Source organism: Gordonia sp. DT101 (genome assembly GCF_049844895.1).
Taxonomy (GTDB): domain Bacteria; phylum Actinomycetota; class Actinomycetes; order Mycobacteriales; family Mycobacteriaceae; genus Gordonia.
This window is the reverse complement of record NZ_JBNCLX010000001.1, coordinates 126,412-151,965: the sequence shown is the minus strand read 5'-3', so window position 1 is coordinate 151,965 and position 25,554 is coordinate 126,412. Positions and strand designations below refer to the sequence as shown.

Genomic DNA, 25,554 nt, shown 5'->3' with positions numbered 1-25,554 from the left:
CTACTAAGCGGACGGACTGTTGCTGTTGCAGGGGCTGGCCCGGAGGCTGCTACCTGATGAAGTAGATGGTGACGAAGAGGCCGATCCAGACGATGTCGACGAAGTGCCAGTAGTACGACACGACGATGGCCGCGGTGGCCTGCGCGGGCGTGAACTTCGACAGCTTGGTGCGGATCAGCAGGAAGATGAAGGCGACGAGCCCGCCGATGACATGAAGACCGTGGAAGCCGGTCGCCATGTAGAAGACGGAACCGTATGCGCTCGACGAGATCGTGGTGCCCTCACCGACCAGGTGGTAGTACTCGTATCCCTGGCCGCAGACGAAAAAGGCGCCCATCAGGAACGTCAGGATGTACCACCGGCGCAGCCCGAAGACGTCACCTCGTTCGGCGGCGAACACGCCCATCTGGCAGGTCACCGACGACAGGATCAGGACGGTCGTCACCGGGATCGCGAGGGTGAGATTCAACTCCGTGGGCTCGGGCGGCCAACCGATCGACGAGTTGGCGCGCGCGACGAAGTACATCGCAAAAAGTCCAGCGAAGAACATGAGCTCACTGGACAGCCACACGATGGTGCCGACGCTGACCATGTTGGGCCGGTTCAGCGAGTGCACGCGCGAGGTGATGGCTGTTCCTGAGGTACCTACAGCGCTAGTCACAAAAGGAAGTATGACGGTTCGTAGTAAGCCGTGACCACTTGGGTCACCAAATTGGCGGAACTATTTCTCCCGACCCAGGTGGGGGCACCGGGAAGGCCCTCGTCGGCGTGTCTCCAGACGTGGTTTGCTGGGTGTGTGGACGGCGATCGGAACACCTCTCGGCCATCGGATTCGGCGCGCTGGGACCTGAACGGACACCCGGTGGGCGCGGGCCGCTGGGAACGGATGCGGCAGCGGTTGTCGGGACGCGGTTCCGGTGGTGCGCCGCTGGGTGTCGACGACGCCGATCTGATCGTGGTGGCGGAGTCCGACGACGAGACGGTGGCGAGCTCGGCAGTGCTCGACGAGTCGGCCTGGCGGGCGGGCGACGACGTCGTGTTGCGGCACATGCTGCGGGTGCCGGCCGCGCAGGCCGACGACGCCGTCGCGACGGCTGCGCTCGACGGGTACCAACGGCTCGACGACGATGCTCTCGGCCGGACGGTCGCCGGGGGCGCCGACGACACCGTCGTCGTGGTGCTCGCGCGCCGCCAGACACTCGACGCCATGCACCTGTCACAGGAACGGTCGCGGATGGCCGGCCTCGGGGCCCGACACGGTGGCACGGTGCTCCGATGGCAGGTACTCCAACGACCGGAGGCGCGCCGATGAGTGGCCGCGCACTACCCTTTGCACCGTGAGCACAGAGCCTTCCCGCACCACGTCGACGTCCCTCACCTGGCCACAGATCCTGGGCCGCGTCACCGATGGCGTCGACCTGACCGTCGACGAGGCAGCCTGGGCGATGAACGAGATCATGAGCGACGCGGCGACGGGAGCACAGATCGCGGCCTTCGGTGTGGGTGTGAAGATGAAGGGCGCGGCCCCGGCCGAACTGCGCGGCCTGGCGGCGGCCATGCTCGATCACGCCACGCTGGTGGACGTTCCGCGACCCGCAGTCGATGTCGTCGGCACCGGGGGCGACCGCTCGCACACCGTCAACATCTCCACGATGACGTCGATCGTCATCGCCGCGGCCGGGATTCCGGTGGTGAAGCACGGCAACCGGGCGGCGTCGTCGAAGAGCGGCGGCGCCGACGTCCTCGAGGCACTCGGCATCAACATCTCCCTCGGGGCCGCCGACGTCGCCCGCTGTGTCGACGAACTCGGCATCGGGTTCTGCTTCGCTCCGGTCTTTCATCCCGCATTCCGGTTCACCGGTCCGCCGCGCAGCCAGATCGGCATCCCGACGGTCTTCAACGTGCTCGGGCCCCTCACCAACCCGGCACGGCCGCGGCGCGGGCTGATCGGATGTGCGTTCGCCGATCTCGCCCCGGTCCTCGCGCAGGCCTTCGCCGATCGGGGGAGTTCGGTGCTCGTCGTCCGCGGCGACGACGGACTCGACGAACTGACCACCACGACGACCTCGACCGTGTGGCAGGTGGTCGACGGCGCGGTACATCGACTCGCGCTCGACCCGGCCGATCTCGGCATCGGAAGGGTCGAACTCTCCGCTCTGCAGGGGGGTGACGCCATCGCCAATGCGACGATCGCCCGCGGGCTGTTCGCCGGGGAGCGAGGGCCGGTGCGTGACGCGGTGCTCCTGAACGCGGCGGGGGCGATCGTCGCCTTCGAGCAGGAGGCGGTGATGACCACGGCCGGACTGACCGACGCGATGGGTGCTGCCACCGAGCGGGCCGCCGCGGTGCTCGACAGCGGCGACGCGACCCGGTTGCTCGACCGCTGGGGTCGCCTCACCGCGGAGTTGGCCGCCGCAGCAAGCTAGATCATTCCTCGCCGATGGAGAAGCCGCCCTCGACATCGGAACTGGAATAGCTGCGGAACGCGATGTGGGTCGCGCTGTGGCTGACCCCTGGCAGTCGATTGATCTTCCCGGTCACGACGTCGGCGATCTGCTCGTGGTCACGCACCTTGATCTTGGCGATCAGATCGACGTCACCGGCGCATGAATAGACCTCCGAGACGCCCGGGATGTCGGCCACGGCCTGCGCGGTCTCCGGGATCTGATGTACGTCGGCGTGAATCAGGACGATGGCGGTGATCATGGGTGCCACAGTAGTGCTCCGGCCCCGCGCCGACCGTGCACATCACCCCGCCCGATCGGCGGGTGTTGGGGGTGCCGGGTGCGCGGCGAGGGGCAGTCGGCCCGCGCGCCGGGGCGACTCACGGGCGGCATGCGCGGTTTGCGACCACGGCAACCACCGCTCGGCGCTCGCCGCGGGCAGCGCGAACGGTTCCGTCGTGGAGACGATCCGGGCGCCCGGTTCGGTGACCCAGCGATAGAGCAGCCCGGCTTCTTCCGGTGGGGCGCCGAGCAACGGCCCCTCGGTCGCGACCACCGTCTCCGCGGATGCGGTCAACGAGTCGACGACGGCCATCGGGGCGATGCCGCGGCGCGCGACCCCGGCACTGGCCAGCCGGCCGTGCCGGATCACGGCGATCTCCCATCCCCGATCGGGATCGGGGCGCGCCACGACCAGTTCGCCGATCGCGCACAGCGCCGCGAGTCGTTGGCAGCGGGCCAGCGCGTCCACGGTTGTGGACACCCGGTCACGTTGTCGCGCAGCACTTTCGAACATCTGCGCATCGGCGAGTCGGGTCAACCGATCGGTGAGGTCGGTCAGCAGGCGGTCGCAATCGCCTGCCATCAGGTCACGCACCGCCGAGGCTCGCGGTAGGTAATCGGGGAGGGTGAGTGGGCGTTCCGACGCCGCGTGACACCCTCCGATGCGCGGGCCGCCCGCGGCCTCCGATCGACACCAGTGGTGCGATGCGGAACCCAATCGTGTTGTGCAGCTGCGCAATCCGGCGGATCTACTGATCATGTCGGCGATCGTCGCCGCGGTCGTGCGGTTGCCGATCGGGCCGATGGACTCATCGGTCGGGGTCCGCGAGACCTTCAGCCGTGGGAAGCGTTCGCCGGTCAGCACGATCCACCAGCCGCGATGCGGCTGGGTGGACCGCCGGTTGTAGGCGGGCGCATGAGCGGCCAGCAGCCTGAGCTCACGCACGCCGGCCTCGAGGGCGTGGGCGCATTCGACGTGATCGATCCGGGTGGCCAGATTCACCATCTCGCCGATACGCCGGCGGGGGTCGCTGCCGGTGAAGTACGACATCACCCGGCGCCGGAGATCGACGGCGGTGCCCACGTACAACACCTCGTCCGACGGTCCGCGGAAGAGATAGACACCGGGCCGCGACGGCAGGTCCCGTGCCAGGGTGCGTTTGGCGCGCAATCGGGGATCGGAGCGCGGCAGGTAGGCGGTCAATTCCCGGTAGGTGTCGACGCCCTGATTGCCGACCCGTTCGAGGAGTCGATGGAACACCTCGACCGTCGCGCGCGCATCGTCGAGGGCGCGGTGGGTGGGCCGCGTCGAGACATCGAAGAGATCGGCGAGAGCGGACAACCGGACGGTGGGGGCCTCGTCGCGGGTCAGGATGCGACGGGCCATGGTCACCGTGCACAGGCTGACGGTGAACGGCCAGTCGATCCCCAGGCGCGCCGCGTTCTGTCGGAGGAAACCCATGTCGAATCGTGCGTTGTGTGCCACCAGGATGGAGCCACGTGCGAACTCCACGAACGATGGCAGTACCGCGCCGATCATCGGCGCGTCACTGACCATAGCCTCGGTGATGCCGGTGAGGGTCACGATCTGCGGGGGGATGGGCAGTCCGGGATCCACCAGCGTCGCGAACTCGCCGATGACCTCACCGCCGCGGATCTTCACCGCGCCGATCTCGGTGATCCCGTCGTCGGTCGGACTGCCACCGGTCGTCTCGAGGTCCACGACGACGAGGGTGGTGTCGAACAGTGAGCGATCGGGCCGGAATCCGTCGTCGTCGTTGTCGTCCAGATCGGCGAAGGTGAGTTGTCCGCCGTCCGCCTGCCCCCTGAGCACCACGCACCGAACACTAGTTCGACGTTGCGACAGATTCTGATGTGACAGGCGGGAAAATTGAGTTCGACCGGTGATGGCGCCGGATCTGTCGGTGGCCGTCCCTAGTCTCCATCACGTGTGGCGCACGGTGCCGAGTCAGGCGATTCGGCCCGTCGACATACCCAGAGCACGCGATTGAGATGGAGATCACACATGTACATCGACTGCCAGTCCTGCCCGGGCCGTCCTGTCGCCTGTGACGGCTGCATGATGCAGGTGCTGTTCGACGCCCCCAACTGCGAAAACCCCACCGTCGAAGGTGGCGGAAAGGTTACGAGATCGGGGGTGCCGGGCGACGCTGACATCGACGCCGCCATCGGTGTTTTCGAGGCTGCTGCAATGGTCTCCAGTGCCGCTGCAGTATCTGCAAGAAATGCGAAAACCGCAGCTGGCGGTGCGGTTTCCGGCCGGCAACTCCGGATTCTGCGCGCTGGTTGAACACGTCCGCCGATTCGGGCCCGAAGGGGTCGGTGGACAGACCTGCATCAGATTTCGTAACCTTTCCGAGACCTTTGCAGAGCGTCCCGCTCCAACAGGAGTGGTCTGGATCGGTCACCGCTCAATCGCCACAGGCGAACCGGGGAACCATCAAGTTTTCGGAGTGATCCGAATCGGGGTGAATCGCGCATGCCCGGCGACGTTTTCGACGTCGTCGAGACACGTGTGTAGGGCCATTCTTCCGGCCCGAACCCGACAGCTAACCCGGTCGGCGGTCGAAGGGAGAGCAAGGAGAAGTCGCTTCGTGGCGAAACATCGTTTGGAACAGCCCAACCGCGGCACCAAGGTAGCCAAGCGCGCGGTGGTTGCAGGGTCGATCACTGTCGGCTCGCTCGCCGCTGTCGCGGGACCGGCGCTCGCAGCGCCGATACACGTGCCCAATGTCGGCACATTCGAACTTCCTGGGGTCGATAGCAAGCAGGTCCCCCAGCAATTCCAGGAGCACAAGGCGGCACCTGCCCCCAAGGCAGCTCCGACCACTCCCGCGGCCCAGTCGCCCGGTGCGAGCGTCTCGGTTCCGAATCTGGGTACCTTCACCGTGCCTGGTCTGAACGACAACCAGATCCCGCAGCAGTTCAAGCCCAAGGGTGACGACGGCGGCTTCCTGGGTGCGAAGCCGACGGCAGCACAGAAGGCCGTGCGCGTCGCGGAGAGCAAGATCGGTGCGCCGTACGTCTACGGTTCGGCCGGCCCGAACGCCTTCGACTGCTCGGGTCTCGTCTATTACTCGTACAAGCAGGCGGGCAAGACCATCCCGCGCGACAGCTACGGGCAGCTCGGTGGCGGCACCCCGGTGTCGTCGATCGCGGCGGCCAAGCCCGGCGACGTGCTGATCTTCAACGGTGGTAGCCACGCCGGCATGTACATCGGCAACGGAACCTTCGTCCATGCGGAGACCAGTGGAGTGCCGGTCAAGAAGGACAAGGTCGGTGACTGGTCGGTGACCGGCATCCGGCGTTACTGAGCGTCGGATCACCGATGAGGATGTGAACTCGTTTGGGCGGATCACGTGGATTGCGTGATCCGCCCAAACCAATCACCTGGCCTGACAGGATCGGTCCATCCGGTCGCCGTCAGGGTCACGTGATCGGGGGGACAGTGGCGGAGGAGAAGTGACAACCGTGGTTACCGGATGGTGGACCGCGCGGGCGCGGTCCGTGCCCGTGATACTCATCGCCGCGGTGATGGCGCTCGTCGTCTCCTCCGGCCAGTTCGCGTCGGCGACGGGCGCGGGTGACGCCTCGGCGGCACCGGTGCGGTCGCCGAATCAGCTGCTCACCCAATACAAGAAGCTCAGCGACGACGCCGAGAAGTCGGCGGAGGCGATGCACAACGCGCAGATCGAGTACGACAAGCAGCGACGCATCGTGGCCGACTCGAAAAGGGCGTCTGCCGACGCCGACCGCACGCTGGTCGTGACGCAGAAGCGTCTCGAGAGCTACCAGGGCCGCGTCGACGCGGTGGTCCGCGCGAGCTACAAGGGCGCCCGCGTCAATCGCCTGTACGCCGTGCTGGTCAGCGATTCGCCCCAGTCGTTGCTCGATCAGATGTCGGGTCTGGAACTGATCTCGCGGCAGTCGGCCGCCGATCTGAAGGGGCTCAAAGACGCGCGCCAGAAGACGTTGGCGGCGAAGGCTTCCGCGGACCAGACCGCGACCGAGGCGACCGCCGCGGTTGCCGCTGCCGAGAAGACTCGCGGTGAGCTGCAGGCGAAACAGGCGAACCTGCAGCTGCAGGCGGTGCAGATCCGCGCGGTGTACGAGTCCATGACGGGCAAGCAGCTCGCGGCACTCCGTGGCCCGAAATTCGACTTCGACCCACGATTCGTCCCGAAGGGCACGTCCGCCGCACTCGTGGCGGTGCAGGCCGCGCTGAGCCGGATCGGTGATCCGTATGTGTGGGGTGCCACCGGACCCGATTCGTTCGACTGCTCGGGTCTCATGGTGTGGGCCTACGAGCAGGCGGGCAAGACACTGCCACGTTCCAGTGAGGCGCAGAACAGTTCCGGTCAGTCGGTCGATCGTAATGACCTGCGCCCGGGTGACCTGATCATCTATTACTCGGATGCCCATCATGTCGGCATGTATGTCGGCGACGGCTATGTGATCCATGCCTCCACGTTCGGTGTGCCTGTGAAGGTCGTGCCGATCGACGAGGCGGGACCGTTCGACTCGGCTCGCCGGTACTGAGTGGCGTGCCGTGAGGGGCGCGTCCGGATGATCGCTCCGGGTGGCCCGCGTCGGCCGCGCAGACTACTGGCCGTCGCCGTGCCCGCGCTCGTGGTCGCGACAGTGCTGACCGGGTGCGGCGAGGCGGTTACTCCCGCGCCCGGATCGGGCAGCAGTTCGTCGACCACTCCGGCCAATGTCTATGAGGAACAACGGACGGCGGGGGTGCAGGCGACCCTCGATGCTCTCGGCAGGGGCCTGCTGGCCGGCGACCGGAGCCGTGTCACCGATCTCGTCGACGCTTCGGCGTCGCCTGCCTTCCGCGCCCGGATCGAGACATCGGTCGCCGATCTCGCCGGCGCCGGACTCCGGGGTGGCTCGTCGAGCCCCTCCTCGTCGCCCGCCCTCGACGTCACGCCCACTCGGCGATCGGATTCGCCCTCCGGCGACGCGTCGCACACGCCTCCGCCGTCGTCCGCGGCACCGCCGGCCCGGGGAGAAGCCTTGCAGTTGAAGGCCCTTCGCTACGTCCTGGCGCCCACGGAGGAGGCCGAGACCCTGGTGCCCCCCGAGTTGCAGGCGCGACTCGACGCCCAGGGGAGTTCGGACTCCTGGGTGGCGCCGGTGGAACTGCACTACGCACTGGGAGGTGCGGCGAAGCCGGGGCTCGACGAACCGGAGGTGGTGGTCTCATCCCAGTTCGTGATGGCGCGGTACGGGGATGCCTGGAAGATCGTCGGCGATGCGTCGGCGATCGGGGCCGCCGCCATGCCGACCCAGCTGTGGGAACTCCCCGGCGTAGCGGCCGATGACGTCGCGACCGCCGGTGGGGAATCGGTGGTCGCGTCCTACCCCGGCACGGAGACCGTGGTCGATCGCGTTCGCCGGCTGCTCCCGGGCGCGACGGCCGCCGTCACCGACTTCTGGGGCTCCGACTGGCCGCGACGCGCGGCGGTGGTGGTCACCGGGCGCCCGTCCGAGTTCAGCGATCTGGCCCAGAGCGCGTCCACCGACATCGCCGGCGCGGCGGCGGCCACCGTGTTCAGCCGGATCGACACCGGCGCCCATGCGGCCGCCGGGCAGCGCATCATCCTGACCCCGAACGCGGGAGACCTCGCGGAGCCTGCGCTGGGAGTGGTGCTGCGGCATGAGCTGACGCACGTGGCCGCGCGCGTGGTGACCTCACCGGGAGCCCCGTTGTGGATCACCGAGGGCGTTCCCGAGTACGTCGGACGGAAGGACACCTATGTCCGCCTCGAGGACGCTGCTCCCGATCTGGCCGCTGCCGTGCGGGCCGGTGAGGGTCCCACGGGGCTGCCGACCGACCGGGAGTTCGCGGTGGACTCGGATCAGGCGCTGGTGGCGTACCAGGCCGCGTGGTCGGTTGCCGCGTTCGTGGCCGCACGTTTCGGCGAGAAGAAGCTGAAGGAGCTCTATGTGGGTGTCGCCGCCACCGACGACGTGAAGCGTCAGGACGTCGCGATCCGTGCGGTCCTGGGTATGTCGCGCGCCGAGTTCGTCGCCTCGTGGCGGCGATGGTTGAACGAACAGGTCGATTGATGCGACGAACCCTGTTGATCACCAACGACTTCCCGCCCCGACCCGGTGGCATCCAGTCGTACCTGCAGAACCTGGTCGACCTCCTGCCGCCGGACGAGGTGGTCGTCTACGCACCGCGGTGGCGTGGCCACGAGAAATTCGATGCGACGGTTCCCTACACGGTGGTGCGGCATCCCACCACGCTGATGTTGCCCACGCCGTTCGTCGCCCGCCGGGCCTCGAAGATCATCCGTACCCACGGCATCTCGACGGTCTGGTTCGGTGCGGCCGCGCCGTTGGCGGTCCTCGCTCCGGCGATGCGGCGGGCCGGGGCCGAACGGGTCGTCGCGAGCACCCACGGCCACGAGGTCGGATGGTCGATGTTGCCCGTCGCGCGCCAGGTGCTGACCTTCATCGGGCGCAACGTCGATGTCGTCACCTTCGTGAGTCGGTACACGCGTGGCCGGTTCGCGGCGGCGTTCGGCGCACGGGCCGCCCTGGAGTATCTGCCGCCCGGTGTGGACACCGGCCGGTTCGCCCCGGACCCGCAGGCACGTCAGCGGATTCGCGAGCAGCTCGGGCTCGGTGAGCGCCCGACGGTGCTCTGCCTGTCCCGGCTGGTGCCGCGCAAGGGACAGGACGCGTTGATCCGCGCGCTGCCGTTGATCCGGCGGGAGATCGGCGACGTGGCGCTGGTCATCGTGGGCGGGGGTCCCTACGCGGAGACCCTGCGCGAGCTGGTGGCGCAGAACGGTATGGCCGAGCACGTCGTGTTCACCGGTTCGGTGCCCTCTGCGGATCTGCCCGCCTATCACAACATCGCCGATGTGTTCGCGATGCCGGCCCGGACGCGAGGACGCGGGTTGGATGTCGAGGGACTCGGCATCGTCTACCTCGAGGCATCGGCGACCGGGGTCCCGGTGGTCGCGGGTCAGTCGGGCGGGGCGCCCGAGACGGTCGTCGAGGGCGTCACCGGGACCGTCGTCGACGGCACCGATGTCGACGCGGTCGCCTTCGCGATCACGGCGATTCTCGCCGATCCGGGGACGGCGTCCGAGATGGGCGCGCGGGGTCGCGAGCACGCCGTCGACACCTGGGAGTGGCGATCGATCGCGGCTCGACTGCGCCAGCTGCTCTGAGCGTCCGGGTGTCTCAGCGGGTGTAGATCGCGTCGATGTCGTCGGCGAACTTCTGGACCACCACGTTGCGCTTCACCTTCAGGGTCGGGGTCATCTCCCCGGTCTGCTCCGTGAAATCGTCCGGGAGGATGCGGAACTTCTTGATCGCTTCCGCGTGCGAGACGGTCTTGTTCGCGTCGTCGACGGCGGCCTGGACCTCGGCCCGCAGGTCGTCGTCGCCCGCGAGATCGGCGACGCTCGCCGACGCGGGCTTGTGGTGGCGCTCCTTCCACGCGGGGAAGGCCTCCGGATCGATCGTGATGAGCGCTGCGATGAAGGGTTTCGCGTCTCCGATGACGAGCGCCTGGGAGATGAGCGGGCTGGATCGGATGACATCCTCGAGTCCGGCCGGGGACACGTTCTTGCCGCCGGCGGTCACGATGAGCTCCTTCTTCCGGCCGGTGATCGTGAGGAATCCATCGCCGTCGACGTTCCCGAGGTCGCCGGTGTGGAACCAGCCGTCTTCGATCGCGGCGGCGGTGGCGTCCGGATTCTGCCAATAGCCGCCGAACACGACGCCACCCTTGAGCATCACCTCGCCGTCTTCGGCGACCCGTACGCTGTTGCCGGCCAACGGTTTTCCGACTGTCCCGACCCGCACCTCGCCGGGTGTGTTCACGCTGAAGGCCGCGGTCGTCTCGGTGAGGCCGTAGCCCTCGTAGACGGGGATGCCGACACCGGAGAAGAAGTGTCCCAGTCGGGGGCCGAGCGGTGCGCCGCCTGAGATGGCGAGCTCACACTCGCCGCCCAGCGCCGCGCGCAGCTTGCCGTAGACCAGCTTGTCGAACACCGCGTGCTTGGCCTTGAGGACCAGCCCGGCACCGCCGCGCTCGAGCGCCTGTGAGTATTCGACGGCCGCGTCGGCGGCGGCGTCGAAGATGCGGCCCTTGCCGTCGTCGTGTGCCTTCTGCCGGGCACTGTTGTAGACCTTCTCGAAGACCCGGGGGACGGACAGGATCAGTGACGGCCGGAACACGGCGAACTCCGGCACCAGGTTGGGGATGTCGCTGGTGTAACCGATCTCCACGCCCGCCTCGAGGGCGACCAGGTTGATGGCCCGTGCGAGTACGTGCGCCATCGGGAGGAACATCAGCAGTCGCTTGTCGGGGCCGAGCAGCGTGCGCATGTTGCCCTCGAGTACCCCGTAGGTCTCGGAGAGCAGGTTGCTGTGGCTGAGCATGCATCCTTTGGGCCGACCCGTGGTGCCCGAGGTGTAGATCAGGGTGGCCGGGTCGGCCGCGGTGACCGTCGCGCGTCGCTTGGTCACCTCGTCGTCGTGGATGTCGGCCCCGGCGGCCTCGAGGGCCGCGATGGCACCGGCCTCTCCGTCTGCGCCGTCGATCTGGAAGACCTTGATGCCCTCGAGGTTCTCGATCCCGTCGAAGATGGCCCGATGGCCGGCATCCTCGAGCACGATCGCACTGGCTCCGGAGTCCCGCATGATCCATTCGATCTGCGGTCCCGACGACGAATCGTAGATCGGAACCGGCACCGCACCGGCCGACCAGATGGCGAAATCGATCAGGGTCCATTCCGGGCGGGTACGGGAGAGGATCGCGACGCGATCGCCGGGGCCGACGCCCTCGGCGATCAGGCCCTTGGCCAGAGCGGTGATCTGCGCGGCGGCATCACCTGCGCGGACCGGCACCCATTGCGGCCCCTCTTTGCGGCGGAACACCGTTTTGTCGGGTTCTCGCTCGGCGATACCGAAGATGATGTCGGTACAGTTGGCGCTCTCGGGGACGGAGAATTGTGCGGGAACGCTGAACTCACTCATCGAGGTACCTTTCGCATGCAGCTTCTCGTCACCGATGGTATCGCTGTGGCCGACGTGACCGGGGGCACGTTCGCCGAGCCCGTCTGGCGAGGTCGCTGTCCCGGCGTCGGTCGAGTGTGTGAAGCTAGTGAACGTGACGAGCATTCAGGTGGCCGATGAGACCTTCATCGCCGCCGCACCGTCGTCGGTGACGGAGGTGGTCGGGGACCGGGCCAACTGGCGCCGGTGGTGGCCCGACCTCCGCCTGGCCGTGACCGAGGAGCGGGGGGCGCAGGGGGTGCGATGGCGTGTGGACGGCCCGCTGGCCGGCACCATGGAGATCTGGTGTGAACCGGTGATGGACGGATTCGTGCTGCACTATTTCCTCCACGCCGAGCCCACGGCCGGTCTCCTGGCGCAGGGGCGGGCCCGGAATGGCTACCTCGCGGATGCGAACCGTGATCGCCGTGCGGCCGGCAAGGTGATGTCGTTCGAGGTGAAGGATCGCCTCGAGACCGGCCGTTCGGTGGGCGGCCCGGCAATCGGCGACGACCGGGTGGCGGTCTGATGGCCGAACACACCGAACGTTCCATCGTGGTCAACGCCGATCCCGACGACATCATGGCGGTGATCGCCGACTTCGAGCACTACCCGGAGTGGGTCTCGGCCGCGCGTGAGGTTCAGGTGACCGAGTACGGCGCGGGCGGTCGGCCCAGCGAGGTGCGGTTTGTGCTCGATGCCGGGGTGTTGCAGGACACCTACGTCCTCTCCTACGAGTGGGCGGCCGATGCGCGGGCGGTCTCGTGGCGACTGGTGAGTAGCGACCTGCAGCGCGATCAGCGCGGCCGATACGTTCTCGCGCAGCAGGTCCCGGGCTCCACGAAGGTCACCTACGAACTGATGGTCGACCTGTTGGTGCCGATGATCGGGCAGCTGAAGCGCCGGGCGGAGAAGGCGATCACCGAGGCGGCATTGAACGATCTGAAGAAGAGGGTCGAAGGCTGATCGATCTCACGCCCATCCATGTGGTGATCGGGCCGGGTGGTGCCGGCGTCTCGGTGACCGCGGCCTCGGGTGCCCTGAGCCGCTCGGGAACCCGCAGGCCCGGGGGCACCCGTGCCGTCACGGCCCCCGACCGCGACACCCTGCTGGTCACCGTCGACCGGTGCTCGCCGACCGCCGACCTCCTGGGAGTGTTTCGGCAGTCCGACGAGCCGGTTGCGGTGTCGACCCGGTTGCACCTGCTCTCGCTCGACCGCCTGGCGCTGCTCGAATCCACCTGGTCGGAGTTCACTGCCGTGCTGTCGGAGACGATGGCCCGATCGAAGGTGGCGTTACCGGGTGTCGGTGCGGTGTCGGACATCGACGCCGCCGAGCTGTCGACCCTGCCGGGTGTCGAGGATTTCCTCGTGATGCGCCGAATCCGGGACGAGGCGGTGAGCGGCCACTGGCGCCGGATCGTGGTCGACGCGTCCGGACTCGGCGACCCGTTCGAGTTCCTGAGGGCGTCGTCGTTGCTGAGTCAGGCGTTGAATCGATTGTGGCCCAGGCATCGTCGACTCGCGGCTGCGGCCGAGCGTCCGGTGATGGCCCAGTTGACCGCGGCCGTCGACGCGATCGACCGCGACTGTGTCGACGTCACCGAACTCGTGACCGACCCGCACACCGTGGCGATGCACGTGGTCGTCGGGGCGGACGACCGCGGTGAGCGCGCACTTCCGCACCTGCTGGCCACCGTCGACGTGATGGGCCTGGCGCTGCGATCGGTGATGATCAACCGGGGTGCCGGAGCCGGCCGCGACGGCGCGGATCGCGACGCCCTCGTGAACCGGCTACGCGCCGTCGTCCGGGGCGGCGAGGCAGACGTCGAGGTCGCCGAGTTGCCGTGTCTGGACCTACCGATCGACCGGGCCGCCCGGCTGCGCAAACTCGGAGTCGGCCTCCCGGTGCCCAACGGTCGGCCCTCCGGGTCGGGCACGGCACAGGTCACCGAGGCCGCCGAAACCGGGGCCGGTACCTCTCGCGTGTACGAACTGACCTGGCGTCAGCGACTTCCCGATCCCGAGGGCCTGCGGCTCGGGCGATCCGGCGACGACCTGCTGGTGACCGTCGGCGGTTTCCGGCATCCCGTGCGCCTACCCTCGGTGCTGCGGCGATGCGTCGTCGTCGATGCGGCGTGGGACGGCGCCGACCTGACGGTCCGGTTCATGCCGGACCCGGCACTGTGGCCGCAGGGCCGCTGACATCGGCGCAATCCGCCGCACGGCCACGTGGCGGTGGTGTCGCGTACACTACTGCCGGACCCGGACAGGAGAGCTGCCCACATGACCTCGGACGACACGACCGGACCCGACGACGACAACGTCGCAGGCCACGCCCGTGGCGCCACGGGTGACCCGGTACGGGACTTTCTCCTCGGCGTGGCGGCCCAGATCGATCAGCTCGCCGCCCTGTTCGGCGGCCCCGGACAGGGTGCCGCCGGACAGCACGCGTCGGCGACCGCGGGAGTGTCGACAGATGCCGGTACATTCGCCGATCTCACCGGCGACATCAGCACGCTGCTCACCGAGCTCGGAGATCTGGTGGCCCGCCTGATCGCGGCCCTGATCGCGGTGCTCGAGGCAATGGCCAACGCTCTGCGATCGACCCCGTCGACCACCGGTGACGTGGCCCAGCACTATCAGCCGATCGCGGTCCGCATCGACGTCGTCGACCGGTCGGAGAACGTGCGCCGGCCTGATCCGGAGAGCGAGATCTGATGGGGGACTTGACCATCGGCATCGACATCGGTGGCACGAGCGTGCGCGCGTCGGTGGTAGACGACCACGGTGCGATGCTGGACACCCTGCGGGCGGCGACGCCGCCGACGACCAGCGCGCTCGAACACTGCCTCGACCGGCTGGTCGGTGAACTCACCTCCCGGTGGGCCGCGAAGGCGGTCGGACTGGCCATCGCGGGATTCCTGACCCCGGACCGTCGGGTGGTGCGTTTCGCGCCGCATCTCCCATGGCGGGAGGCCGCGGTTGCCGAGGACATGACCGCCCGGATCGGTGTACCCGTGTTCGCCGAACACGACGCGAATGCCGCGGCGGTGGCGGAATGGCGTTTCGGGGCCGCGGCCCGTGGCAAGAATTCGTTGGTCCTCGCCATCGGGACCGGGATCGGCGCCGGCTTGCTGCTCGACGGCGAGATCTATCGTGGCAGCTTCGGGGTGGCGCCGGAGCTCGGGCACCTGACGGTGGTCCCGAACGGCCGGGTGTGCTCCTGCGGGAAGCTCGGATGCTGGGAAAGATATTGCAGCGGTACCGCTTTGGTGGACACCGTGCTCGAGTTGCTCGCCGACGGCGACTGGGGACGCAGTCAACTGGCGGCGGACGTGGCCGCCGACCCCGGCTCACTGACCGGCCGTCGGGTGGCCGGTGCTGCCGCGGACGGGGATGCCGTCGCGCTGGCGGCGTTCGCCCAATTCGGCGCATCGTTGGGACAGGGTCTGGCGATGATCGCGGACATCTTCGACCCGGATCTCATCGTGCTCGCAGGCGGGGTCGGCGCGGCCTCCGGGCTGTTCCTCGACGAGGCGCGCGAGCACTACGCACGGCTCGTGACGGGTGCCGGTCATCGCCAGCTCGCCCGCATCCGCGGCACCCAGCTCGGTGAGAGTGCCGGTGTGGTGGGCGCGGCAGAAGTTGCGCGACAAGCCATCAGAGTGCAGGCCGGGGAGACGGTACGCAGCCGAACCTGAGGATGTGTATCGTTTCTGCGAGTAAGGTCTGAGGCGGTGACGATGGGCGAGGTTCGGAGTCTTCGATGTGGTACTACACGTTCAAATATGTATTGCTGGGACCGTTTCTCCGCCTCCTCGGCCGACCGACGGTCGAAGGGCTGGAGAACATCCCGGCCCGTGGACCGGCGATCCTGGCGAGCAATCACCTGGCCGTGATGGACAGTTTCTACCTGCCCCTGATGGTGCGGCGCCGGATCTATTTCCTGGCCAAGAACGAGTACTTCACCGGCACCGGACCCAAGGGTGCGTTCCAGCGGTGGTTCTTCTCGGCGTTGGGTCAGATCCCGATCGATCGTTCCGGTGCGGAGGCGGCCGCGGGTGCGTTGACCGCCGCGCGCCGGCAGCTCGAGACCGGTGAGCTGATGGGGATGTACCCGGAGGGCACCCGGTCCCCGGACGGTCGGCTGTACAAGGGCAAGACGGGTCTCGCACGGGTCGCGCTCGACACCGGTGTACCGGTGATCCCTGTCGCGATGATCAACACCGAGAAGCTGAACCCGCCCGGCTCGCTCATCCCGCGCCCGGCGCGCATCGTCGTCAAGATCGGTAAGCCGCTGAACTTCGCGCGTTACGAGGGAATGCAGGGCAACCGGTTCATCGAGCGCGCGATCACCGACGAGATCATGTACGAGCTGATGCAGCTGACCGGTCAGCAGTACGTCGACGTCTATGCGGCCTCCCTCAAGGACAGCAAGCCGAAACCGGCGGAGCCCGTGTCGGCGTCGGCCGCCTGACCCACCCACGACTACACCGTCGTCGCATCCGCGCCGGTGGCCCGGCACCCCGCCGGTTCAGCGAACGTGTGCGTCGGCGAGTTGGGGATGCGCGCGCGTGGTGCCCTCGCCGGTGATCTGCGGCGGGAGCAGCCACACGACGATCAGGACGGCCAGCCCCCAGAGCGTGTAGGAATTCCCGATCAGGTGGTCGATGATCGACCACTGGCGGACCGCGGGCGACAAGAACTGGAACGGGCCGAGCGCGAAGATCACCACTCCGGTCACGGCCACCGAGCCGTAGCCGACCCGCACGCGTCGATCGGTGTCGCGCGCGGCCACCACGGTGGCGGTCAGGATGGTCGGGATCGCCCACACCCAGTGGTGGGCCCAGGAGGTCGGCGACACGAGTAGGCCCCAGAGCGCGACCACCGAGACCGTCAGGACGGCCGCGACCCGTGCCGAGGGGTCGCCGCCGTCGGGACGCCGGAATGCCCCGAAGGCCGCGATCGGCCGGCATGATCGTGCGGCGACGAGCGCGAGGACGGTCACCACGAGCGAACTGGCGACCCACATCAACTGCTCGGCCGACTCCGATTGTGGGATGAGGCGAATCCACATCGCGTTGAGGTTCTGGTTGATCCGGCCTGCGGGGTCGCCGATGCGGGCGGTGTGGAAGAGCGTGTGCGTCCAGTAGCCGTGTGAGTCCGCGGGCAGCCAGATCCATGCGAGCGCGCCGGCGCCGACGAAGGTGCCGACCGTGACGAGCGCCGCGCGCCATTGCCGCGTCAGCAGGTAGACGGCGACGAAGACCAGCGGGGTCAACTTGATCGCGGATGCCAGACCGGTCAGGATTCCGCGGAACGGTCCGGTGGCGGCGGCACGGCCCCGACCGACGACAAAGATGTCGACGATGATCATCGCCATCAGGATGATGTTGATCTGACCGAAGCCGAGGGTCATCCACAACGGGTTGAGCCAGACGACTCCGGCAGCGAGCAACAGCGCGGTCCACCATCGGTTCTCCGGGTTGCCCACCGAGAGCATCCTCAGCACGATCTGCAGGATCACCACCGTCAGGGCGACCGTGATCACCGAGATCAGCAGCCCGGCCAGACCGAGCTTGATCGCGCCGAGGGGCATGAAGCCGAGTGCGGCGAACGGAGGATAGGTGAACGGCAACCAGATTCCGTCGCTTGTGAAGGGCATGGACCCGTCTGCGTACAGGCTTTGGCCGTGTTGCCAGATCTGCCCACCCAGACGGTAGACGTCCAGGTCGATGCGCGTGCGGGTCCCGAAACTCGACGTGAAGGGGATACCGACGATCTGCAGGGTGACCGACGCCAGAAACACCACGGCGATCGCGGTGCGTGCACCGTTCGACGGCGCCCATCGATGCAGCCTGGTGTCGGCCGCGGACAGATAAGTCATGGTCTCGGCGGTTCTCTGCTCCACGTGGTGTGAATACTGGGGGGTATGCGGTTCTTCTACGACTCGGAGTTTATCGAGGACGGCACCACGATCGAGCTCATCTCGATCGGTGTCGTCGCCGAGGACGGACGTGAATTCTACGCGGTGTCCACCGAGTTCGACCCGGGCCGGGCCGGTGACTGGGTTCGGACCAACGTATTGCCCAAGCTACCGTCCCCGGCGTCACCCTATTGGCGCAGCCGTCGGCAGATCCGCGACGAGCTGTTCGCGTTCCTGACGGCCGAGGGTGACGACGTCGAATTGTGGGCGTGGGTCGGCGCCTACGACCATGTGGTGCTGTGCCAGCTGTGGGGCCCGATGACCGCGCTCCCGCGCGAGATGCCGCGCTTCACCCGGGAGCTGCGACAGCACTGGGAGGCCGCGGGCAAACCAGCGCTCCCGCCGTCGCCGCGAGACGCCCACGATGCGCTCACCGATGCCCGACACAACTGGCGTCGTTGGCAGGTCATCGAGAAGTCGCGACCCTGATCGGAGACGCATCTGCCGGTCCGGAGCCTCGTCGCGCGCCGGGCTCCCCGCCCACCTGGTACGCGACCGGCTCAACTACCCTGTAGCCGTGGTGACGAACTGGACCGTAGACGTTCCGATCGCAGAACTCCCGGAGCTGCCGCCGCTGCCCGGCGACCTGCAGAACCGGTTCGACGATGCGATGGCGCGTCCGGCGCTGCAGCAGCCGAGCTGGCCCGCCGAAGAGGCGCGCAAGATGCGCACCGTCCTCGAGAGCGTGCCGCCGATCTGCATGCCCGCCGAGGTCCGGGATCTCCGTGCGCAGCTCGCCGACGTCGCCGAGGGGCGCGCCTTCCTGCTCCAGGGTGGCGACTGCGCGGAGACCTTCGTCGACAACACCGAGCCGCACATCAAGGGCAACATCCGCACGCTGCTGCAGATGGCGGTGGTACTCACCTATGGCGCCAGCATGCCGGTGGTCAAGGTGGCCCGGATCGCCGGCCAGTATGCCAAGCCGCGGTCGTCGGACACCGATGCGCTCGGCCTGCCGTCGTATCGCGGCGACATGGTCAACGGGTTCCCGGCCGACGAGACCACGCGCAGGCATGACCCGTCGCGGCTGGTCCGCGCGTACGCCAACGCCGCCGCTGCGATGAATCTCGTTCGCGCGCTGACGGGTTCGGAGGCGGACCTGCGACGTGTGCACCTCTGGAACCGGGAGTTCGTGCGGACCTCGCCTGCGGGGGCTCGCTACGAGGCGCTCGCCTCCGAGATCGACCGCGGCCTGCGGTTCATGGACGCCTGCGGCGTGACCGACACCAATCTGGAATCGGCGTCCATCTTCGCCTCCCACGAGGCACTCGTCATCGACTACGAGCGCGCGATGCTGCGTCTGGCCGACGATCCAACCGGCACCGACGACAAGGTGCTCTATGACCTCTCCGCGCATTTCCTCTGGATCGGCGAGCGGACCCGGCAGCTCGACGGCGCACACATCGCCTTCGCCGAACTGATCGACAACCCGATCGGCGTCAAGATCGGTCCGACCACGACGCCCGCGCAGGCCGTCGAATACGTCGAACGACTCGACCCGCACAACCGCCCGGGACGGCTCACCCTGGTGGCCCGGATGGGGAACAACAAGGTGCGGGAGGTCCTGCCCGCCATCGTGTCCGCGGTCGAGGCGACCGGGCACAAGGTCGTCTGGCAGTCCGACCCGATGCACGGCAACACCCACGAGGCCTCGACCGGCTACAAGACGCGGCACTTCGATCGCATCGTCGATGAGGTGCAGGGCTTCTTCGAGGTGCACCACGCGTTGGGTACCCATCCCGGTGGTGTGCACATCGAGCTCACCGGCGAAGACGTCACCGAATGTCTCGGTGGCGCACAGGACATCTCCGATCTCGACCTCGCCGGACGATACGAGACGGCCTGCGATCCCCGCCTGAACACCCAGCAGTCGTTGGAGCTCGCGTTCCTCGTCGCGGAGATGCTGCGCGGCTGACGGTCGCCGCGGGATCGATCGGCGTGCTCAGCTGAGATAGGTCTGTCCCACCCACCAGCCGACGGCGCCGATCGCGACGGCGAGCAGCAGCACGAGGGTGGTCCAGATGAGCGCCCGCACCGGTCCGTTGTCGTCCGGTTCCGGCCGCTCGTCGAATCTGGACTCCAGGCGCGTCATCCTCGCCGCCGTGGGGTCGCGCACGGGTCGCGGCGGCGGCGCGGCGACCGGAGGTGAGGTCGTGGGCCCCGACTGCACCCTGGTGGGGTTGGGGACCGGGGCAGCCGGGGCCTGCGGTTGGGCGCGATCGGCCCGGAACCGTGCCATGGTGTCGCGTTCGGCCGACCGGCGCGGGGCGGGGACCGTGAAGGACGGCAGGTCCAGTTCGTCGGCGGCGGCCAGCAGTGCCCGACGCATGTCGTACCCGTCCGCATAGCGCTCGGCGGGATCGCGCTCGGTTGCGCGCAGCACGATCTCGTCGAACTCCTCCGGTACACCGTCCACCACGTCGCCCGGTGCGGGCACGTCATAGCTGAGCCGCTGGTAGGCCAGTGCAAGCGGCGTGTCACCACGGAAAGGCGTTCGGCCGGTGAGCAATTCGAACATCATGACGCCCATCGAGTAGACGTCGCTACGGGCGTCGGCGTCACCGGCCTCGACCTGCTCGGGGGACAGGTAGGCCGCCGTGCCCAGGATGACACTGGCGGAGGTGACGCCCGCCTCGGCGACTGCGCGGACCAGCCCGAAATCGGCGACCTTCACCTCGCCGGCGTCAGAGATGAGCACGTTCTCCGGCTTGACGTCGCGGTGGACGAGTCCGGCGGCATGGGCGGTACCGAGCCCACCGAGTACCGGGTCGGCCACCGCGCTGACCGCGTGGGGCGGCATCGGACCGCGTTCGCGCAGCAGTTCCCGAAGACTGCCACCTTCGACGAGTTCCATCACGAGGAAGGCGATCCCGTCGTCGATGCCCTGGTCGTACACGGCCACGAGCCCGGGGTGTTTCAATCCGGCGACGGCCCGCGCCTCGAACTCGAACCGGCGCAGGAACTGTGGATCACCGCTGTAGCGGGAATCCATCACCTTGATCGCCACCGACCGACCCAGACGCAGGTCCACCCCGAGGTAGACCGCCGACATCCCGCCGCGCGCGATCGGCGCGTCGATCCGGTAGCGGTCCTCGAGGGACGCGCCCAGGAGTGAGTCGGCGGGAGGTTTCACGTGGCCGAATCTACCGGTCGACGTCGCGCGGGCGGTGTATCGACTCGGACCCGGATCAGCGCAGGCCCGGTGCCCGGTGTCTCCCGCCACGAATCGGGGGCGGCATCGTTGGGCGACGAATCCCCAGCCGGTAGGCTCGGCGACGTGGGTTCACTACCGCTGTCCGAAGACAGTCTCACGTCCGATCTCGACACGCTGACGATCGGCGACGCGGCCCGCCGGCTGGGAGTGTCGGCCAGCCGTGTGCGCACCCTGATCCAGGACCATCAACTGCTCGCGGTGTCACGCGAGGGACAGCCGGCGATTCCGGCGGTGTTCTTCGACGACCTCGGGATCGTCAAGCATTTCACCGGACTCGTGGAGGTCCTCTTCGACGGCGGCTACACCCGCGACGAGGTGATGGAGTGGCTGTTCGCCGTCCAGGACGATCTCGGTATGTGCCCGGCCGATGCGCTGCACACGGATTCGGCTCGCGAGGTCATTCGTCGGGCTCAGGCCCAGGCGTTCTGACGGGTCGGTCTGCCCGGCCGTCTCACCAGGGGCGGCCACCGGAGATCGCGTGTGCGGCCAGCACGGCCCGTCGTCGGCCGCCGACCACCACGCGATGATCCATGACGTCGTGGTCGGCCTGTTCGATCTCGCGGAGGATGCCGTGGTACATGGCCGCCGCGGCTGCAATCGATCGGCGAGATCTGTTGGGCAGCGCCGTGATCGACGGCCAGGCTCGTCGGTACTGGTCCCGGTTGACCGCGATCATGTGGGCGAGCGCCCGTCGGAGATGCGGGCTGGTGACCCGTTCCGCACGACACCGACGGAGGTGGTCCTCGTCCACCCCGAACGCCGTGAGTTCGTCGGTGGGCAGGTAGATCCGGTCGCGGTCGAGATCCTCGGCGATGTCCCGCAAGAAGTTCGTCAACTGGAACGCCTCGCCCAGCGTCGCGGCGCCGTCGGCGACGTCGTCACCTGCTGCTCGCACCCCGAGCAGCGGGATCATCTGCAGACCGATGACGGCCGCGGATCCGTAGGTGTACTCGGCGAGTTCGGCCCAGGTCCGATAGCGGTCCCGGAATTCGGCGGTGCCCGGCACGTCCATCCGCATCGACCGCAGGAACGCGTCGAAGGTGGCAGTGGGGATGTCGAACTGCACGACGGTGTCGCGCACCGCGGCCAGGATCGGCTCGATCTGGGGGTCACCCGGCTCGTGGCGGCCGGGTCGATGGTCGAGCCCCGCACCCGGTGTCCCGTCGGGCTCGGGATGCAGCACACTGTGCAGCGCCTCCTCGATCCGGTCGATCTGGGCGGTCTTGTCGGGCGGCACAGGCGCGGCGGGCGGATCGTCGACGACGTCGTCGACGATCCGGGCGAATCCGTAGAGCGCCCATACCCCGCGACGTTGCCGCGGGGGGAGGAGGCACGACGCGGCAAAGTACGTCCGGCCGTGTTCGGCGGTCAGCGCCCGTGCCCGCCGGTAGCCGAGCCGGACGATATCCGTCTCGTCGGTATCGCAAAGCATGCTCTCACGCACCGGGAGTCGTCGGTCGGTCGGACTCGTCCGCGACGTCGGGGCCGCCTCGGAACCATTCGACAGCCCGCCGCAGGCGCAGCGGATCCTGCCGGGTGAGCGAGATGGCCGCGAGGAGGGACAGCGCCGTCGCCAGGAGCACCTCCGGGAGTTTGTAGAACAGGATCGAGTCGTCGGGCTGGAACACGATCAGCATGAAGGTGGACACGCCGACGACGATCGCCCGCACCCCGCGGGGCAGGGTGAATGCCACCGCGAGACACAGGACCCAGGTGTAATACCAGGGGAGCGTGGAGGGTTCGAGGAGCAGGACCGCGAGCATCGCCCACACCATGCCTGCCATGGCGCTGCGTTCGTCGCGACGGTGCGACCACCACAGACCCACCAGGATGATTGCGAGTACCACCATCCCCACCGCACGTGTGACCCCGAGGACCGGTTGCAGATTCAACGCCGTGAACGGGGCGGCGACCAGCGTGACGATGTGCCCCGCGAGGGTGGGCAGGGTGAACCAGTTGATGATGCGATCGGCCCAGCCGAGACCGGTCAGCCAGCCCAGTCCGAGCCCGAGTACGGCGGTGGAGACCGCGAACACCGCGACGGTGACGGCGACCACCGAGGCGAACACGCGGGCCACGTCGACCGGCTCGACACTGCGCCGGTCGCGGATGTGTGACAACCAGATCCACACCACGAACGGGATCGCGATGCCGGCGGTGACCTTGATGGACACCGCCAGCCCGAGCACGACCAGACCGGGGACGTGTCGCCCGGTCACCACCAGGGCGACACCGGCGACGAGGACGCCCATCATCAGCAACTCGACGTGGCTGCCTGCCACCAGGTGGATGAGGACCATCGGGTTGGCGAGTGCCAGCCACAGACCGGTCTGCGGTGATGCGCCGAAATGATCGGCCAGCCGCGGAATGGCCCAGAGCGCCAACAGGAGCCCGGGCAACAGGATCAGGCGGATCGCGTAGACGCCGAGAATGACGTGGTCGCCGGTGATCTCGGTGACCAGCCGGGTGAGCCCGACGAAGAGCGGACCGTAGGGCGCGGTGGTGGTCGCCCACACCTGCGCCATGCTGTCGAGGAGCGGTCCGGGAAGGTGGGCGGGTCCGTCCGCATAGGGATCGAATCCCGCCCGGAACAACGCCCCCTGACCGAGGTAGGCGTAGACATCGCGGCTGTAGACGGGAACGGCCACTGCGAGCGGGGCGGCCCAGCCCACGATGCCCCAGCGGAAGGTGCGCACCGACAGCGCCGATCGGTCGGAGGCGAGCCGCCGTCCGAGCCGTACCCATGCGATCACCATGGTGGCGACGCCGAGCCAGAAAATGCTGCCGAACAACGTCTTGCCGTGTCCGTACGCGATCGCCGAGAGACCGAGATCCTGGGCGACGGTGCTGTTCCGCGCGATGTCACCGACGCCGAAGCTGCCGATGCACACGAGCACGGAACCGACGAAGCCCACCACCAGGTCCGCGAATCCTGCTTCGCGGACCGCGCGGCTCCGACGGGATCGCGGGGTGTCGTCGCGGGTCGCGGTCACGGCCTGATCCTACGGCGCGACGACGTACCGAGAGCCGAGACGACGCGCTCGGCGGCGAGCCTGCCGGACACCAGGACCGGCGGGATGCCCACCCCCGGCACTGTCGCCGCACCCGCCAGGATCAGATTGGTGCTGCCCGGCCACCGGTTCGGGGTCCGCAACGGCCCGGTCTGCCGAACGGTGTGGGCGGCGCCGAACGGCGTCCCGGCCGGCAGTCCCGCGGCCGCCCAGGTGGCCGGGTCGTCGACGCGCAGTACCCGCAGCGCCGTGTCGATGCCCCGGTAGCCGCGGCGTGCGAGTGTCTGCAGGCACTCGTCGACGTAGGCGTCGGCGAGGACGTCCCATGGCAGGTCGGCGGTGGTCAGGTTGGGGCAGGGGGCCAGCACCGAGACGGGCTCCATCGGACCGGTCTGGCTCGGGTCCGACACCGCGGGACGTGTCACCAGGAACGAGGGGTCGCGCATGAGACGCCCCGGCGCGCGGGTCAGGTCGACGAAGGTCTCCTGCCACGCGGCCCCGAAGTCGAGGGTGTGGTGGTGACCCGGCCAGTTCGCGGTCACCGAACGCGGGGCGAGACCATGGATCACGACGGCACTCGGCGAGTGACGGATACGGCGCCATCGGGGTCCGCGCGGCATCGGGGCGCCGAGGAGCCGAGCGACCTCGCCGATCGGGACGGCAGCCACCACCGCGTCGGCGGGCAGGGTGTTGCCGGAGTCCAGGCGGACACCCGTGACCCGTGCGCCGTCGCGACACAGGGCCGTCGCACGGGTGGACAGTTCGACGGTTCCCCCGGCCTCGCGCAGCGCATCGGCCAGGACTGCGCCGACGCGACCCATCCCGCCGGTCGGGTAGTAGACGCCCAGTCCGATGTCCATGTGTGCGATCACGCCGTAGATCGCCGCCGCATGCTGTGGCGGCACCCCGGCGTAGAGGGCCTGAAAGGTGAACACGCGCTGCAGGCGTTCGTCGGTGACGTGCCGCGCGACGGCCGGGGTGAGCCGCCGGGTCGCACCCATCGCCACCAGATCTGCGGCGCGGGAGAGGATTCGGCGGTCACGCAGGTCGGAGAGTGAACTGAGGTTGTGATCGATGAAGGTGTCGAACTCGACGTCGTGGAGCCGGGCGAGCCAGCTCGTGAGTGCACGCACCCCGGCACCCGCGTCCGGGCCGAACGTCGAGGTCGCGGCGGCGGCCAACCTGTCGGCGCCGCGCGGGACGTCGAGGTGTGTGCCGTCGGCGAATCGAGCGGCGTAGGACGGGTCGACGTCGATCAGGGCGAGTCGGCGGCGGGACTCGGCGGCCGGGATGCCGACCGCGCCGAGCGCGTCGTCGATCAGCGATGGCATCGTGAGAACTGTTGCGCCCGTGTCAAATCCGACGGTTTCGGTAGTCAGGTCCAGGTCTGCGGCGTCGATCGCGAGCGGTTCGGTGCGGACCAGTCCGCCTGCGGTGGGCGCGGCATCGACGACGGTGACCCGGTGCCCCAGTCCGGTGAGGCGCAAAGCCGCCGAGAGGCCCGACAACCCGGCACCGATGATCACCACCCGGGCGCCGTGCCGTGCCGTCGTCGTGGTCACGT

25 protein-coding genes and 1 riboswitch are annotated in these 25,554 nt (G+C 68.5%); of the genes, 16 read left to right on the top strand and 9 right to left on the bottom strand.

Annotation, left to right across the window (positions count from 1 at the left end):
* Window positions 1-49 precede the first annotated feature (49 nt).
* Complete coding sequence (locus ACLQ3I_RS00695; protein ID WP_425791860.1) at window positions 50-661, bottom strand: cytochrome c oxidase subunit 3; 612 nt, start codon at window positions 659-661, stop codon at window positions 50-52.
* Window positions 662-796: 135 nt separating this feature from the next.
* Here ACLQ3I_RS00695 and ACLQ3I_RS00690 point away from each other — a divergent pair, with 135 nt between their 5' ends.
* The gene (locus tag ACLQ3I_RS00690) at window positions 797-1,312 is read left to right on the top strand and encodes a hypothetical protein (protein ID WP_425799848.1); all 516 of its coding nucleotides are present in this window, start codon (window positions 797-799) and stop codon (window positions 1,310-1,312) included.
* Window positions 1,313-1,337: 25 nt separating this feature from the next.
* Window positions 1,338-2,426: an anthranilate phosphoribosyltransferase gene (trpD, locus tag ACLQ3I_RS00685; protein ID WP_425791864.1), complete on the top strand. Its 1,089-nt coding sequence runs from the start codon at window positions 1,338-1,340 to the stop codon at window positions 2,424-2,426.
* A gap of 1 nt (window position 2,427) precedes the next feature.
* On the opposite strand, the gene ACLQ3I_RS00680 is transcribed toward trpD, so the two are convergent.
* Window positions 2,428-2,706 carry an Lrp/AsnC family transcriptional regulator gene (locus ACLQ3I_RS00680; protein ID WP_124706671.1) on the bottom strand — a complete coding sequence of 93 codons (279 nt, stop codon included), beginning with the start codon at window positions 2,704-2,706 and terminating at the stop codon, window positions 2,428-2,430.
* Between the two features lie 42 nt (window positions 2,707-2,748).
* Window positions 2,749-4,563 carry a DEDD exonuclease domain-containing protein gene (locus tag ACLQ3I_RS00675; RefSeq protein ID WP_425799847.1) on the bottom strand — a complete coding sequence of 605 codons (1,815 nt, stop codon included), beginning with the start codon at window positions 4,561-4,563 and terminating at the stop codon, window positions 2,749-2,751.
* 189 nt (window positions 4,564-4,752) lie between these two features.
* Between ACLQ3I_RS00675 and ACLQ3I_RS00670 the strand changes: the two genes are divergently transcribed.
* The 5 genes from ACLQ3I_RS00670 to ACLQ3I_RS00650 all read left to right on the top strand — a co-directional run bounded on the left by ACLQ3I_RS00670 (window position 4,753) and on the right by ACLQ3I_RS00650 (window position 9,943).
* Window positions 4,753-5,037: a hypothetical protein gene (locus ACLQ3I_RS00670; protein WP_425791868.1), complete on the top strand. Its 285-nt coding sequence runs from the start codon at window positions 4,753-4,755 to the stop codon at window positions 5,035-5,037.
* A 108-nt stretch (window positions 5,038-5,145) separates the two neighbouring features.
* A riboswitch (cyclic di-AMP (ydaO/yuaA leader) is annotated at window positions 5,146-5,327 on the top strand.
* A gap of 14 nt (window positions 5,328-5,341) precedes the next feature.
* The gene (locus ACLQ3I_RS00665; protein ID WP_425791870.1) at window positions 5,342-6,061 is read left to right on the top strand and encodes a C40 family peptidase; all 720 of its coding nucleotides are present in this window, start codon (window positions 5,342-5,344) and stop codon (window positions 6,059-6,061) included.
* Window positions 6,062-6,281: 220 nt separating this feature from the next.
* Window positions 6,282-7,286 (top strand): NlpC/P60 family protein, encoded by a 1,005-nt coding sequence (locus ACLQ3I_RS00660; RefSeq protein ID WP_425792107.1) that lies wholly within the window; start codon window positions 6,282-6,284, stop codon window positions 7,284-7,286.
* 27 nt (window positions 7,287-7,313) lie between these two features.
* Window positions 7,314-8,825, top strand: coding sequence for a hypothetical protein (locus ACLQ3I_RS00655; protein WP_425791872.1), 1,512 nt, complete (start codon window positions 7,314-7,316; stop codon window positions 8,823-8,825).
* Window positions 8,825-9,943, top strand: coding sequence for a glycosyltransferase family 4 protein (locus ACLQ3I_RS00650; RefSeq protein WP_425791874.1), 1,119 nt, complete (start codon window positions 8,825-8,827; stop codon window positions 9,941-9,943). Before ACLQ3I_RS00655 ends, ACLQ3I_RS00650 begins: the two co-directional genes overlap by 1 nt.
* 13 nt (window positions 9,944-9,956) lie before the next feature.
* On the opposite strand, the gene ACLQ3I_RS00645 is transcribed toward ACLQ3I_RS00650, so the two are convergent.
* Window positions 9,957-11,759 (bottom strand): AMP-dependent synthetase/ligase, encoded by a 1,803-nt coding sequence (locus ACLQ3I_RS00645; RefSeq protein ID WP_425799846.1) that lies wholly within the window; start codon window positions 11,757-11,759, stop codon window positions 9,957-9,959.
* Window positions 11,760-11,877: 118 nt separating this feature from the next.
* Between ACLQ3I_RS00645 and ACLQ3I_RS00640 the strand changes: the two genes are divergently transcribed.
* The 6 genes from ACLQ3I_RS00640 to ACLQ3I_RS00615 all read left to right on the top strand — a co-directional run bounded on the left by ACLQ3I_RS00640 (window position 11,878) and on the right by ACLQ3I_RS00615 (window position 16,256).
* Entirely contained in the window at window positions 11,878-12,306 is a 429-nt protein-coding gene (locus tag ACLQ3I_RS00640; RefSeq protein WP_425799845.1) for a hypothetical protein, read from the top strand.
* Complete coding sequence (locus tag ACLQ3I_RS00635; protein ID WP_425791880.1) at window positions 12,306-12,743, top strand: SRPBCC family protein; 438 nt, start codon at window positions 12,306-12,308, stop codon at window positions 12,741-12,743. The genes ACLQ3I_RS00640 and ACLQ3I_RS00635 overlap by 1 nt, the downstream gene beginning before the upstream one ends.
* A gap of 20 nt (window positions 12,744-12,763) precedes the next feature.
* Window positions 12,764-13,981 (top strand): ArsA-related P-loop ATPase, encoded by a 1,218-nt coding sequence (locus ACLQ3I_RS00630; RefSeq protein ID WP_425799844.1) that lies wholly within the window; start codon window positions 12,764-12,766, stop codon window positions 13,979-13,981.
* Between the two features lie 81 nt (window positions 13,982-14,062).
* Window positions 14,063-14,497, top strand: coding sequence for a hypothetical protein (locus tag ACLQ3I_RS00625; RefSeq protein ID WP_425799843.1), 435 nt, complete (start codon window positions 14,063-14,065; stop codon window positions 14,495-14,497).
* Window positions 14,497-15,480 (top strand): ROK family protein, encoded by a 984-nt coding sequence (locus tag ACLQ3I_RS00620; RefSeq protein WP_425799842.1) that lies wholly within the window; start codon window positions 14,497-14,499, stop codon window positions 15,478-15,480. The genes ACLQ3I_RS00625 and ACLQ3I_RS00620 overlap by 1 nt, the downstream gene beginning before the upstream one ends.
* Before the next feature lie 65 nt (window positions 15,481-15,545).
* Window positions 15,546-16,256 (top strand): lysophospholipid acyltransferase family protein, encoded by a 711-nt coding sequence (locus tag ACLQ3I_RS00615; RefSeq protein WP_425791887.1) that lies wholly within the window; start codon window positions 15,546-15,548, stop codon window positions 16,254-16,256.
* Between the two features lie 57 nt (window positions 16,257-16,313).
* Here the strand turns inward: ACLQ3I_RS00615 and ACLQ3I_RS00610 are convergent, their stop codons facing one another.
* Window positions 16,314-17,666, bottom strand: a complete 1,353-nt coding sequence (locus ACLQ3I_RS00610; protein ID WP_425792108.1) for a glycosyltransferase 87 family protein — start codon at window positions 17,664-17,666, stop codon at window positions 16,314-16,316.
* A gap of 45 nt (window positions 17,667-17,711) precedes the next feature.
* Here ACLQ3I_RS00610 and ACLQ3I_RS00605 point away from each other — a divergent pair, with 45 nt between their 5' ends.
* Entirely contained in the window at window positions 17,712-18,194 is a 483-nt protein-coding gene (locus tag ACLQ3I_RS00605) for a polyadenylate-specific 3'-exoribonuclease AS (RefSeq protein WP_425799841.1), read from the top strand.
* Between the two features lie 91 nt (window positions 18,195-18,285).
* A complete protein-coding gene (locus ACLQ3I_RS00600; protein WP_425792109.1) occupies window positions 18,286-19,680 on the top strand; it encodes a class II 3-deoxy-7-phosphoheptulonate synthase in 1,395 nt (464 codons plus the stop codon).
* 27 nt (window positions 19,681-19,707) lie between these two features.
* Here the strand turns inward: ACLQ3I_RS00600 and ACLQ3I_RS00595 are convergent, their stop codons facing one another.
* On the bottom strand, window positions 19,708-20,898 hold the full coding sequence (locus ACLQ3I_RS00595) for a protein kinase domain-containing protein (protein WP_425791891.1): 1,191 nt from the start codon (window positions 20,896-20,898) through the stop codon (window positions 19,708-19,710).
* A gap of 144 nt (window positions 20,899-21,042) precedes the next feature.
* On the opposite strand from ACLQ3I_RS00595, the gene ACLQ3I_RS00590 reads away from it, so the two are divergent.
* Window positions 21,043-21,408 carry an Rv2175c family DNA-binding protein gene (locus tag ACLQ3I_RS00590; RefSeq protein ID WP_425791893.1) on the top strand — a complete coding sequence of 122 codons (366 nt, stop codon included), beginning with the start codon at window positions 21,043-21,045 and terminating at the stop codon, window positions 21,406-21,408.
* Between the two features lie 22 nt (window positions 21,409-21,430).
* Here the strand turns inward: ACLQ3I_RS00590 and ACLQ3I_RS00585 are convergent, their stop codons facing one another.
* From ACLQ3I_RS00585 to crtI, 3 genes are read right to left on the bottom strand one after another with little or no spacing between them, the layout of a single operon-like run.
* Window positions 21,431-22,423 (bottom strand): phytoene/squalene synthase family protein, encoded by a 993-nt coding sequence (locus ACLQ3I_RS00585; protein ID WP_425799840.1) that lies wholly within the window; start codon window positions 22,421-22,423, stop codon window positions 21,431-21,433.
* Window positions 22,416-23,972: an alpha-(1->6)-mannopyranosyltransferase A gene (locus ACLQ3I_RS00580; RefSeq protein ID WP_425799839.1), complete on the bottom strand. Its 1,557-nt coding sequence runs from the start codon at window positions 23,970-23,972 to the stop codon at window positions 22,416-22,418. Before ACLQ3I_RS00580 ends, ACLQ3I_RS00585 begins: the two co-directional genes overlap by 8 nt.
* Window positions 23,969-25,552: a phytoene desaturase family protein gene (crtI, locus tag ACLQ3I_RS00575; protein ID WP_425791899.1), complete on the bottom strand. Its 1,584-nt coding sequence runs from the start codon at window positions 25,550-25,552 to the stop codon at window positions 23,969-23,971. Before crtI ends, ACLQ3I_RS00580 begins: the two co-directional genes overlap by 4 nt.
* Between the last annotated feature and the right edge of the window lie 2 nt (window positions 25,553-25,554).